Consider the following 11,653-nt stretch of genomic DNA (forward strand, 5'->3'; position numbering starts at 1 on the left):
GAGATTCGAAGGGAAGGTTCTGCATGTCGTACGACTGGGCTCCCTTGGTTGTGGTCATGGGCGTGTCAGGCTCGGGGAAGACCACGGTGGGCCGGTCACTGGCCCGGCGTCTGGGTGTTCCCTACGCCGAGGGGGACGACTTCCACCCCCCACACAACGTGGCGAAGATGCGGGCCGGCCACCCTCTGGACGACGAGGACCGCCGCCCCTGGCTGGAGGAGATCGCACGATGGCTCGCCGGCCATGCGGACAGCGGAGGGGTGGTGACCTGCTCGGCGCTGAAGCGGCGCTACCGTGACCGGCTGGTCTCCGCCGCGCCGCGCACCTTCTTCCTGCACCTCGACGGCTCGCCCGAGCTGATCGCCGCACGGATCACCGCCAGGCGGGGCCACTTCATGGCACCCGAGCTGCTGCGCAGCCAGTTCGCCGACCTCGAACCGATGGGGGAGGACGAAGCGGGGGCGGCCATCCCGATCGACGGTACGCCGGAGGAGACCGCCGCCCTCGCACACGCAGCCGTCACCTCTCCCTGAGCGGTCGCCCCGCGGAGTTGCGCGGCGCGATCCCAGGGTGGCCGTTCGGCCCGGGCTTCACCCGGGCCCGAACCGGTCGGCGGCCGTCGGCTACGACGAGGGGCACGGAAACCGTAGGCAACACCCTCCTGGCAGGCACTCCGTAGTCGCCCGTTCTGCCACGCGATTCGGACCCAGGCGGTGGTTCGGGTGCGCGAACCGTACGGCCGCTGTGACGGCCCACCCGGCCACCGCCGGCGGTCGGACCGCTCTGCTGCTACTGCCAGACGTACCAACGGCAGTGGTCCGTGCCGAAGTCGTCCCATCACTGTTCGCTCGTTGCATCGCGCCGCTTGCAGCACAGTGGATCTCGTGCCACCGAACGCCTGGTGAGGGCGGCCCGTCGGATCAGGCGCGCCCGGCCTGATCCGACGCGGATTGTCAGGCGGTCCCCAGCGCGGCATTCCCAGCGCTCAGGTCCCGCGACTCCGCGGCCAGGGGTAACCGAGTTGCCTGGCGAACCCTGGTGAGCGCCGCATATCCCGGCGGTCCTATTGCTCATTCGTGCCGACGCTGCCCTGCATAGGATCACCTCGTGGCCTTCGTGGCCCGGATCTCAACCTGAAGCGAGGGCGCCATGGCGCGGCTGTACCAGCGTGACAGCAGCTACTGCGAACCGGAGGACATCGAGCCGGGCACGCGTGAGGCGATCGCCGCCCACGCGGAAGCGTGCTCGCTCGGGGACGTCCTGGCGAACGCGGTCGCGTGCTGCCTGACCGTCAGCACCCGCCTGTACAAACCGGGTCTGCGTTCCCGCTGGAAAGGCATGGCAGATCCGGACCCGGAGCATCGAACCCTCGCACTGTTCACACCTCACTGGTTCGTCGTGGCGGTGACTAGGGCATCGACCGGAACGGCGGTCCTGTCCGCGCGCCTGGACGGCATGACCCTGGCCGACCACAGCGCACTGATCGACCGATTCCCCGGGAGGGACCTACCCGAGGACAGTGGTGTCAGCATCACCGCCCTCTGGTCCGGCCAGTCCGAGCAGGGCTCCTGCCATGTCGCGCTGGGAGCCGACGCCGACGGCGAATTCTTCCTGCAAGCGCTGCGTAGGGCAGTCGCGGCGGCAAGACAAGGCTGAACCACACGAGGTCGCCGCCCGCCCAGTCGTTCCTGCATGGCCCGCGCTGACCCCCCGCCTTCGGCGCCGCTCACCTGTGCGGGGCCGTGTCACCACCATCCCGTAGGCTCCCGGCCATGAACGACGGGGAATCCGGCAGACGGGTCATAGACGGGCGCTTCGAACTGCAGGCGCGGCTCGGTGGCGGCGGCATGGGCATGGTGTGGCGGGCTCGGGATCTCATCCTCGACCGAGCCGTGGCGCTCAAAGAGGTACGGCCGTCCGATCCGGGTCTTGCCGAATACGATCCGGAGGCCGCGGCGATGCTCCGGGCCCGGGTGTTGCGCGAGGCACGGGCCCTCGCGCGTGTCGACCACCCCAACGTGGTGACCATTCACCACGTGGTGGACGGCGAGGAACACGCCTACCCCTGGATCGTCATGGAGCTGGTGACCGGCGGATCGCTCCAGGACCGGCTGGACGAGGGGCCGCTGGCGCCCGTCGAGGCCGCCCGGCTCGGCCGCGAGGTGCTGGCCGCGCTGCGCGCCGCGCACGACGTCGGCATCCAGCACCGGGACGTGAAACCCGCCAACGTCCTGATGAGGCCCGACGGGCGTCCCGTCCTCACCGACTTCGGCATCGCGGCCATCAGGGAGTCGACCGTCCTGACCGTGACCGGGTCCATCATCGGCACACCCGACTACATGGCGCCCGAGCGCATCTCCGGCGGCGAGGGCGGTCCGGGCTCCGACCTGTGGTCGCTGGCGATGATGCTGTACGTCGCGGTCGAAGGGCAGCACCCGCTGCGCAGGGGAACCACCCTCGCGACGCTGGCGGCTGTCCTGAGCGAGGAGCTTCCGCCGCCCCGCCAGGCCGGAGTGCTGACCGGCTTCCTGAACGCCGTGCTCGTCAAAGACCCGGCCGGACGGCCGGACGCGGAGACGGCCGACCGGATGCTGGCAGACGCGGCGCAGGGCCGCAACACGGCTCCGGGCGCTCCGGCCGGGGCGGGTTCGACGACCACCTCGTACCACCTGGCGTCTCCGCCGGGGCAGACACCCATACCTTCCGTGCCGGCCGGCTTCGGACCGCCTTCGGGCTTCGGGCCGCCGACCGGCTTCGGACCGGCGGGACCGCGCGACGCCGCGCCTGGCCCGCTCGGGCCGCCGACCCCCTACCCGGCGGGCCCCACACGGCCGACCCCGTATCCGGCGGGCCCCACACGGCCGACGCCGCCACGAGGGGGCAGCCGTGCCAAGAGCCGTATCGCGGTCGCCTCGTCCGTCGTCGGGACCGTGCTGGCGGGAGTCCTGGTGTGGACCCTGCTTCCGGACGGCGGCGACCACGACGACGGAAATTCAGCCGGCCAACCCAGTTCGGCCTCGACCGGGACGAAGGCCCCGACGCCCGCAACGCCGCAGGCGTCCCGTTCTGCATCGGCGTCCCAAGCCGGCGAGAAGACCGATCTGCTCACCCCGGACGGCATCCGGACGGCGCTGAAGGAGATCAAAGACGCAACAGGCACGGACCGAGCGTGCGACCTCACCGTCTATCCGGGCTATGTGTCCGTGGACATCATGGTCGAGGGAAGCGACACCAAGTACGACAGCTACACCTACCGACCGGGCCGGGGCGTCGAGAAGGGCATCATCAGCAGCTCGCTCATCGGCGGCGAACGCCCGTTCAGCCTGGACGCCTTCGACTGGGATGTCCTTCCCCCCTTGCTGAAGCGGGCGGAGAAGGACCTGAACGTGAAGCGGCCGACCAACCGTTACGTCCTGGTCCGCCCTGCCGACGACACGTTCGGCACCCCGCTGGAACTGGCCGTCTATCTCGCCGACGAACACGTCACCGGTTATCTGAACGCCGACCTGAAGGGCAAGGTGACCCGCGTGATGCCGGCCCAGGACTGAGGCACGCGGACGACCTCACAACCGCTCTTGCCGGAGCCGTTGTGGCGAGCAGGCCGAGCCCAACAGTCCGGCGGTCGCTCGGTCAGTGGGGGGGGGCAGCAGGGAGCCGGGCAGGTAGCCGGATCGGACGCCCAACTGCCATCCGTGCGCGAGGGAGGCGAGTGCGGCCACCGCGACAGTCCTGACCGGCAGCAGGGTGCGAGGCGTCGGATCGGGGCCGATGCCAGCGCGGTGCCTCAGGAGCCGCTCGGCCAGCGCCTGTTCGAAGACGGACTGGTCGTCGTCGAGCAGGGCGCGCAGCAACTGCTGGTCCGGGTCCAGGGGGCCGGCCGCATCGAGTTGTTTGCTGCCATCAGGCACTGACAGGGACCTGCGGCTGCTTGCCCCGACCGGCGCGGACGTCGGCAGGCGCGGTGCCGTGCGCCGACCCCGGGTTCTTGAACGGACGTGAGAAGGCCCTGCGGGCCCGGAGGGGTCTCGCAGGGCGATCTTCGAAGCGACGGTGTGCAGATTCTGCAGGCGCTCAGGCGGTCAGAAACCCTCCTTTCGGAGGCTCGAATGGCTCATCGGGCTTTCTCGGTGAACATGGCGATCACACCGTGGGCCGTGTTGTCGGCGGAGTCGATCCCGGGCATCTCGTCGCTGACGGTTTGGGCGCCGCGGAGGAACATGGCCCGCTCGTACTCGATGAGCGCCGTCTCGACGTCGTCCGGGTGCGCGGTGAGGGCTTCACCGAGTTCGGCGCCGTCGAGCATCGCCAGGTTGGCGCCCTCCCCGTTGGGAGCCGCGAGGTGGGCGGCGTCGCCGAGCAGGGTCACTCCCGGCACCCGGTCCCATCGGTGCCCGGACGGCAGGGCGTAGAGGGGACGCAGAACCGGCGCGACGTCGCTGTCGGTGATCAACGCGGTGAGTTCCGGTGCCCAGCCGTCGAATTCCTGCGCGATCCGCGTGGTGGCGGTGGCGGCGTCGGTGAAATCGATGGCGGCGAACCAGTCCTGCGGCTGGGACAGTCCCACGTAAGCGTGCAGAGTGTCGTCCTTTTCCCGGTGGGCGAAGATCTCCCTGCCCGGCGAAGGAGCGATCAGCATCCCGCCGCCGACCGCTTTCGCGGCGGCCGGGTGCCGTGTGCCGGCGTCGAACAGGTAGGTCTCGACGACCGATTTGCCGATGTACTCGGGTGTGGCGGTGGACAGCAGCGGCCGGACCCGTGACCATGCGCCGTCCGCGCCGACCAGCAGGCTGGTGACGACGGTGGTGCCGTCGGCGAACGTCAGCTCGTGACGCCCGTCACCCAGGGCATGGGTGCGGCTGACCTTCTGCCCCCACCGCACGGTGCCGGCCGGGAGGGAGTCGAGCAGGACCTGGCGCAGGTCGCCGCGCTGCACCTCGGGGCGTCCGCCGGTGCCGTCGTCGGCTTGGTCCAGCAGGACGGTCCCGTCCCGGTCGAGGACCCGCAGCGCCTGCCGGCCCTCCAGGACGATGGCATGGAACTCGTCCAGCAATCCGGCTGCTTTGAGGGCGAGTTGCCCGTTGTAGTCGTGGATGTCGAGCAATCCGCCCTGTGCGCGCGCCGAGGGGGAGGACTCCGCCTCGTAGACCGTGACCGGGATGCCGCGTACGTGCAGGACGCGGGCCAGCGTGAGTCCGCCGAGTCCGGCGCCGATGATCGTGACGGGTGTGTGCATGGTGGCTCCTTCGGGATCGGACCGCCCGGTGAACCCCGGCGGGCCTCCTTCGGAAAGGTGCCAGCCGCCACCTATGAGCCGCCGACAACCAACCGACAGTGCTCCGGCATGGCGCCGACACCACGAGTCAGCTGCATACGCACACGGTGGCAAAAGTGATGGGCTTGACCGTCAGAAGTCGGTGTCGTGCACGAGGCCGCTGGATAGCGGGCCGCCGTCAGCCGCGTCATCGCACGCGATAAAGCCGGCGACGTCGGCGACCATCCCCGGAATACTGATAGCCCATGGATGAGGTCAAAGTCGTCGTCGCCCATTCCGAGCGCGCGACTCTGCGCGTCGGCGACGTGTTCTTGAAGGTGGACGCCGATCAGGCGCGGATCGACGCCGAGGTCGAGGCGATGTCCCTCGCGCCCGTCCCCACACCGGAGGTCCTGTGGCGCAAGCCGTCCGTGCTCGCGACCGCCGCACTCCCGGGGACGACGCTTGGGCGCCTCGGCGGGCCGTCGACCGGGTCGCCCGCGGCGTGGGCCGCGGCGGGCGCCGCCATCCGGAAGCTGCACGACGCGCCCCTGCCGACCCGGACCGGACAGGCCGGCCGGAGCATCGTCGCGCTGGCGGCGGAACTCGACGACGAGTGCGAGCTGCTCGTGACGAACGGCCTCCTGCCCGCCGACCTGGTCACCCGCAACCGACAGGTCGCCGAAGCCGCGCTCCGTCCGTGGACTCCGGCGTTCACGCACGGCGACCTGCAGATCGACCACGTCTTCGTCGACGGCGACGACGTCACGGGCATCATCGACTGGTCCGAGGCGGGCCAGGGTGATGCCCTGTACGACCTCGCCACCTTCACGCTCGGGCACGAAGAGCACCTCGACGACGTCATAGCCGGCTATGGCACCGACATCGACCTCGACGTGATCCACGCGTGGTGGTCGTTGCGAAGCCTGCTGATAGTTCGCTGGCTGATCGAGCACGGCTTCGACCCGTTCGCGCCGGGCTGTGAGGTCGACGTGCTGAGATCCCGCATGTGAGGCTGCGCGGGCCCGACGGTCGTGAACCGTCTTCCACCTACCGGAACGGGGCGGCAGGTACACGAACCGCCGGTGTGCTGTCGGCCCGTAGGGCCCGAACGAAGGGGAAACAGCCGTCACATGTGGCCCGGCGGCGCCACGAAGATGCCCGCCGCCAGGACGTCACGGTCTCCGCACCGGCGACGGCCGCCGGCCTTGCCCCCGTGGCGGAGAGGGAGCGGGCGTCACCCACCCGCTCGAACAGCTCCCGCAGTTCATCTCGCACGAGACGCTCAACGATCCCCACCACACCAGACTGCCGAACCAGCCCGAAGGAGATGCCCCCTTACGGTCAGAGAGTCCCGCAGTCGGCGATGGTGATGGTGGCCGAGGTACGGCCGGACTGTGAGCCGTAGCTCTCGATCTTCCGCACCACCTCCATGCTGCTCTCGTCGGCGACCTCACCGAACACGACGTGCTTGCCGTCGAGCCACGACGTCACGATCGTGGTGATGAAGAACTGCGAGCCGTTGGTGTTCGGGCCGGCGTTGGCCATGGAGAGCTGGCCGGGCTTGGTGTGCTTGAGCGTGAAGTTCTCGTCGGCGAACTTCTCGCCGTAGATGCTCTTGCCGCCCGTGCCGTCGCCGCGGGTGAAGTCACCGCCCTGGAGCATGAACTCCGGGATGACACGGTGGAAGGACGAGCCCTTGTAGCCGAAGCCCTTCTCGCCGGTCGCCAGCGCGCGGAAGTTCTCCACGGTCTTGGGGGCGACGTCGTCGAACAGGTTCATGTTGATCCGGCCGGCGGGAACGTCGTCGATGGTGATGTCGAAGAAAACCTTGATAGTCATGCCCCCATCTTGACATCCGGCACCCTCCGGAACCGTCCCGGGCACCCCTCCGGGCGTTTCAGAACCCGCGGCGGTCTGGTCCTCTTCCGGATGGTCGAGGCATCACCGGCGTGACCGTCGCCGTCACCGCCGGCACGCCGGCCTCCTCCACGGCCCTGCCCGGCTTCGGAATCGGCTCGGTCAACCAGGTCCGAGAAGTCCTGCCCCAGCAGTTTGTCCGGGTGGATGATGTCCGTCAGGGCACCGGCGGCGAACCCGACGGGGAGCAGGATGATCAGGGCGGGGACGCGCGGCCTGCTCGCCAGGATCTGCGATCCGGTGGCGAGCACCACCGTCAGGGCGAGTCCGAGAAAGATCTCGTCGTCGGTCACAGCGGCTTCCTTCCTCGGTATCCCGGTGCGGGGGCGTCCAGGGGAGTGCGAACCGGCGGTCAGAGACCGGAGGCCGTACCGTCGCCTCTTCGCAGTTCGGCGTCGGTGAGCTCTTGGAGCTCGCCACGGGTGTCCAGCCAGTAGGGGAGGACGACGGCCGGAACGACCAGCACCAGGGCACCAGGATGACGATCGCCAGCCATGGCAGTGTGGCGGGGGAGCCCGCGGCGTCGGCCACTGTCAGCGAGGTGGGGAGCAGGTAGGGGCGCTGGGCCATGCCCCAGCCGTACGCACCTTTCTGACCTGCGCGCCTCCGGGATGGAAGATGTTCAGTGCTCGCAAAGGGAGAACTCTCGTTCATAGAGCTGTTCGTTGTGTTCGTCGACGAAGAACTTGCGTTCCTGCATGAGTTCTTCGCGGTAGTTCTTGGCTTGTTCAAGCGTCATGGTCGAGGTGTCGGACCATGGTTGTTGCGGCGGCACATCGGAGGTCGAGACGATCTTTACCGACGGGTCGACCAGGAAGAACGCGAGGATTTTGCGATATCCCGGGCGGGTGGGGTCCGCGAGGCGGAACGAGCCGACACGGTGTTGCAGGATGTTGGGGAACGCCAGGCAGCGGCCCGCTGGGGTGACTGTCGATCCCAGCACCTGGTTCAGTGCGTCTTCGTCCTCCAGGCCATAGACCTCACGCAGACCGTTGTCGTCGTTCTGTTCGTAGTTCGGGTCGTCGAGCGCCGCGCGGAAACTCAGCCGACTCTCGGTGATGTTTTCGCTGTCCCAGTAATAGATACCGGTCGAGACGATCCGCTCGTTCAACATCCCCTCGACATGCCAGGAACCGCCGGCGTACTCGGGCTTCTCCGGGGTGAGGTGAATGGTGGCAAGCTTGACGATGACCTGGAGACGGCGACCGCGCAGGTCGACGCGGGCGGATTCATCGGGCACCTGGGGTGGTGTGAAGGCCGGGGCGTCCGGGATGACCGGGCGGCGATTTTCCCACCACTCGTCCTGAGCCTGTTCCCATGCACGGAGGGCTTCTGCGTAGGCCCCGTCATCGCTGTAGGAGGACTTGTCTGGATACTCCGGCTCCGAGTCGTACCATCCGTAAGGATCGGCCTCGATCCGCAGTGGCCGCGGATGGCGCAAATCGGTGAGTACGTTCTCCAGCAGCGGGCGAAAACGCGCGAACACGTCCGGTAGGACGGAAGCCAGTTCGCGATGCTTCTCGGGGTGGACGTTGTTGACATACGAGCAGAAGGTGACATCGCCGTCTTCAGCGACGTCGACGTCCGTGGGCAGCCACTGGAACTTCTCCGAGAATTCGTACTTCGAGTAGCGGTCTGTCGGGTTCTGCCAGGCCCGCTCCGGCGCGCCGCTCACCTCTCTCACCAGGCAGAACAGGGAGGGGTGGACCAGATCCAAAACCTGGCCGTCGGACCCGGGATGCCAGTCCTCTTCTGCTTCGGGGTCTTCCTCCAACACCTGAACCGCCTTGCGCAGCCGCGATCTCAGCTCATCGTCGACCAGTGTGTCCGACTGCCACACCCCGTCGACGGCGGACACCTCGACGCCCGTTCGCCCGTCCCGCAACCCCGCGTAATGCACGAGTTCGGCAAGCACGTAGCGGACTTGCGCTTCGGTGAGGCCCTGAGCGACCGCCTCTTGCGTCCATCTCGCGACGATGGCGGGGTCGTTCATCTTGTTGAACCATCCTGGCTTCGCCCGGATGTGCGCGCTGCACTGCATCATCTGGAGTTCCCGCAGCGTTCGGGGTGCCGCGAACGCTATGGAACGGGACGTTTGAAAGGGCAAGGGGAAAGCGGACAAGCCGGTCAATTCTCTCGGTCCTCCGAGTCGGTGCAGCGGTGGCGGGAAGGGTGCACGATCTTGCCACCCACATCCTCGGCGACTACCACGGCCGCCTCGGCTGGAGCACAGACAGCCACCAACGCGCCATGGCGGCTGGAGAGACGCTGGAAGCGTTCCTCCACCGGATCAACCAGGTTTGGATCGACCTCCACACCGATCTGAGCCCCGCCGAGCTCATCGAGGCCCTGGAACTGGCCGGGACCCAGGTCGCCCGTCAATTCGAGGGCACCAACCTCGACACAACGGGCCTCGGAGTGTCCTGGGCAGGGGCCGACCCTGCACCCAAGTGGCTGGACATCGCCAGGGAGTTCACCGAGTACTGGACCCACCGCCAGCAGATCCGCCACGCCATCGGCAAGGCCACCGACCCGGAACCCAACGCTCTGAGGACGGTGCTGGACACCTTCATGCGGGCCTTGCCCCCACACGCTTCGTCACACGCCCGCACCCTCCGGGACACAACTCCAGGTAGTCGTCGATGAGCCAGCCGCCGGCACCTGGACCGTGACCGCCACAGCGGACCGCTGGTCACTGGCCGAAGCACCCACCGGCCGGCCGGCCGCATCAGTACGGCTGGACCCGGAGACCGCTTGGCGACTCTGCACCCGCGGCATCGATCCTGGCACCGCCCTCGCCCGAGCCCGCATCAGCGGAGACCACCAGATCGCCGAAGCAGCCTGCCAGCTCGTGTCCATCGTCTACTGATGGAGACTGCTGCGACGAGGGCCATTGCCCCGGCGTGACGGTCTGTCATAAATGACAGACCGTCAGCAGTCTGCTTTGCAGCAGTAGTCGGTCCCGGTCCGCATGTGAAGGTGCACTGAGATGTGGCGACCCAGTGGTTCGCCCGGTCGATCGGGTGTCATGATCGCTCAGCGACCCCGCACCCTGGCCACGCCTGCGGAGGCGATGGGCCGCCCCGCGACAGCGGGCTGACGGAAGGAACGTGCATGCGCAGACTCGTCTACTACATTGCCACCACTCTCGATGGCTTCATCGCCGGGCCGGACGGCGCGGATCCCACCGGGCCCAACGGCTTCTGGCCCATTCAGGAGGACTACATACAACACCTCGTCACTGAATACCCGGAGACGTTGCCCGTGCAGGCGCGGCAGGCACTGTCCGTCACGGCGGGGGGCACGCGCTTCGACACCGTTCTCGAGGGTCGGCGCAGCTACGAGATCGGTCTCGCGGCTGGAATCACCGACGCCTACCCCCACTTGCGGCATCTGGTGTTTTCCCGAACCCTGACCGAGATCCCCGACCCGGCCGTCGAACTGGTTGCCAACGACCCGGCGGCGACCGTGCGGGAGCTCAAGCAACAGGACGGCAAGGACATCTGGCTACTCGGCGGCGCCGAGCTGGCGGGGTCCCTGTACGGCGAGATCGACGCGATGATCCTCAAAGTGGCCCCGCTGACCATCGGCGACGGGATCCCGCTGTTCTCCCGCAAGGCAGCCTTCGACCCGCGCACCTGGACACTCGAGGACCAGACCACCCTCAAGAGCGGTGCGGTTTTCCTGACCTACACGCGCGCCACCAGCTGAGCGCCCCGGGCCGGCGGCGCTTGTGCGAGGCCACGCGCGTGTGCGCTCAGAGCGTCAGTCAAGCGCCGCCGTAGCCGTGCGGTCCAAAGGGCCGTCCGGGCGGCCGTCGCGGATGAAGGCCCACTGGCGGCACTGGCTGGCAGCCGAGAGGGAGAAGGGGCCTACCGCACACGGCTGGGTCGAGGACCAGCGGTGGACGCCGGACCGCATCGCCACGGTGATCGCGCGGCGCTTCCATGTCCGCTTCAGCTCCGCGCCGACCTGGAGCATCCTGCGCTGCAGGGCTGGAGCGTGCGGGTCCCGCAGCGCCGGGCGGTCGAGCGTGACGCGGATGCGGTGGCCACGGGGATCGAGGAGACGTGGCCGCGGGTGGAAGCACGGTGAGGGACCGGGACGCGTGGCCGTGCTTCGCGGACGAGTCGGGGCAGTTGCTGAGACCGCCGAAGGCGCAGACCCGGTCCCGGCACGGTCTGAGCCGAGTTCGCCGTCCGATGACGCCCCGCACGCTCCTGACAGCAGCACGGTCCTGACAACTGTCAGTGGTGAATTCGGCCAGGGCGAGGTGGGCGCCCAGACAGAAGTGGATGCCGTGGCCGAAGGCCAGGTGCCGGTTGGTGCCGCGGTCGAGCGCCCACAGGGCCTCGGCCAGCGGCCGGAGGCCCTCGGTGAAGCCGGCCTCGTCGTCCGCGAAGGCGCGGCGCAGCCCTGTGCGCCATTCCAGCGGAGTGATCCGGCCGTCCTGGTTGAAGTCGACGGCCGCGCTGACGTGCT

At 68.6% G+C, this 11,653-nt stretch carries 10 protein-coding genes and 2 pseudogenes; 6 read left to right on the forward strand and 6 right to left on the reverse strand.

Features of this window, described 5'->3' with window-relative positions; genetic code table 11:
• Positions 1-23: 23 nt before the first annotated feature.
• The 3 genes from ACFY9E_RS16935 (at position 24) to ACFY9E_RS16945 (ending at position 3,548) form a co-directional block, all read left to right on the forward strand.
• The gene (locus ACFY9E_RS16935; protein ID WP_390984239.1) at positions 24-533 is read left to right on the forward strand and encodes a gluconokinase, GntK/IdnK-type; all 510 of its coding nucleotides are present in this window, start codon (positions 24-26) and stop codon (positions 531-533) included.
• Positions 534-1,149: 616 nt separating this feature from the next.
• On the forward strand, positions 1,150-1,656 hold the full coding sequence (locus ACFY9E_RS16940; protein ID WP_390984242.1) for a hypothetical protein: 507 nt from the start codon (positions 1,150-1,152) through the stop codon (positions 1,654-1,656).
• A gap of 116 nt (positions 1,657-1,772) precedes the next feature.
• The gene (locus tag ACFY9E_RS16945) at positions 1,773-3,548 is read left to right on the forward strand and encodes a protein kinase (RefSeq protein WP_390984245.1); all 1,776 of its coding nucleotides are present in this window, start codon (positions 1,773-1,775) and stop codon (positions 3,546-3,548) included.
• Positions 3,549-3,563: 15 nt separating this feature from the next.
• Here the strand turns inward: ACFY9E_RS16945 and ACFY9E_RS16950 are convergent, their stop codons facing one another.
• Both ACFY9E_RS16950 and ACFY9E_RS16955 read right to left on the reverse strand, forming a co-directional pair.
• Entirely contained in the window at positions 3,564-3,908 is a 345-nt protein-coding gene (locus ACFY9E_RS16950) for an Imm49 family immunity protein (RefSeq protein WP_390984248.1), read from the reverse strand.
• 203 nt (positions 3,909-4,111) lie between these two features.
• Positions 4,112-5,233, reverse strand: coding sequence for an FAD-dependent monooxygenase (locus ACFY9E_RS16955; protein ID WP_390984250.1), 1,122 nt, complete (start codon positions 5,231-5,233; stop codon positions 4,112-4,114).
• Positions 5,234-5,517: 284 nt separating this feature from the next.
• Between ACFY9E_RS16955 and ACFY9E_RS16960 the strand changes: the two genes are divergently transcribed.
• A complete protein-coding gene (locus ACFY9E_RS16960) occupies positions 5,518-6,264 on the forward strand; it encodes a phosphotransferase (protein ID WP_390984252.1) in 747 nt (248 codons plus the stop codon).
• A gap of 331 nt (positions 6,265-6,595) precedes the next feature.
• Here the strand turns inward: ACFY9E_RS16960 and ACFY9E_RS16965 are convergent, their stop codons facing one another.
• The 4 genes and pseudogenes from ACFY9E_RS16965 to ACFY9E_RS16980 form a co-directional block, all read right to left on the reverse strand.
• Entirely contained in the window at positions 6,596-7,093 is a 498-nt protein-coding gene (locus tag ACFY9E_RS16965; RefSeq protein ID WP_390984255.1) for a peptidylprolyl isomerase, read from the reverse strand.
• A 173-nt stretch (positions 7,094-7,266) separates the two neighbouring features.
• A pseudogene (locus ACFY9E_RS16970) lies at positions 7,267-7,464 on the reverse strand (sodium:proton exchanger); the annotation flags it as partial.
• Between the two features lie 59 nt (positions 7,465-7,523).
• Complete coding sequence (locus ACFY9E_RS16975) at positions 7,524-7,667, reverse strand: hypothetical protein (protein WP_390984257.1); 144 nt, start codon at positions 7,665-7,667, stop codon at positions 7,524-7,526.
• Positions 7,668-7,793: 126 nt separating this feature from the next.
• On the reverse strand, positions 7,794-9,302 hold the full coding sequence (locus tag ACFY9E_RS16980) for a DUF4246 family protein (protein WP_390984259.1): 1,509 nt from the start codon (positions 9,300-9,302) through the stop codon (positions 7,794-7,796).
• Between ACFY9E_RS16980 and ACFY9E_RS16985 the strand changes: the two are divergent.
• Together ACFY9E_RS16985 and ACFY9E_RS16990 are read left to right on the forward strand one after the other, a co-directional pair.
• Positions 9,239-10,040 (forward strand): annotated as a pseudogene (locus tag ACFY9E_RS16985) (hypothetical protein). The gene ACFY9E_RS16980 and the pseudogene ACFY9E_RS16985 overlap by 64 nt on opposite strands.
• A 245-nt stretch (positions 10,041-10,285) precedes the next feature.
• Positions 10,286-10,882, forward strand: a complete 597-nt coding sequence (locus ACFY9E_RS16990; protein WP_390984260.1) for a dihydrofolate reductase family protein — start codon at positions 10,286-10,288, stop codon at positions 10,880-10,882.
• Positions 10,883-11,653: the final 771 nt, after the last annotated feature.

This window comes from Streptomyces sp. NPDC012466 (genome assembly GCF_042955215.1).
Taxonomy (GTDB): Bacteria; Actinomycetota; Actinomycetes; order Streptomycetales; family Streptomycetaceae; genus Streptomyces.

Coding starts and splice junctions, on each gene's coding strand:
- ACFY9E_RS16935 (WP_390984239.1), top strand. CDS start 24: ATGTCGTACGACTGGGCTCCCTTGGTTGTGGTCATGGGCGTGTCAGGC.
- ACFY9E_RS16940 (WP_390984242.1), top strand. CDS start 1,150: ATGGCGCGGCTGTACCAGCGTGACAGCAGCTACTGCGAACCGGAGGAC.
- ACFY9E_RS16945 (WP_390984245.1), top strand. CDS start 1,773: ATGAACGACGGGGAATCCGGCAGACGGGTCATAGACGGGCGCTTCGAA.
- ACFY9E_RS16955 (WP_390984250.1), bottom strand. CDS start 5,233: ATGCACACACCCGTCACGATCATCGGCGCCGGACTCGGCGGACTCACG.
- ACFY9E_RS16960 (WP_390984252.1), top strand. CDS start 5,518: ATGGATGAGGTCAAAGTCGTCGTCGCCCATTCCGAGCGCGCGACTCTG.
- ACFY9E_RS16965 (WP_390984255.1), bottom strand. CDS start 7,093: ATGACTATCAAGGTTTTCTTCGACATCACCATCGACGACGTTCCCGCC.
- ACFY9E_RS16975 (WP_390984257.1), bottom strand. CDS start 7,667: ATGGCTGGCGATCGTCATCCTGGTGCCCTGGTGCTGGTCGTTCCGGCC.
- ACFY9E_RS16990 (WP_390984260.1), top strand. CDS start 10,286: ATGCGCAGACTCGTCTACTACATTGCCACCACTCTCGATGGCTTCATC.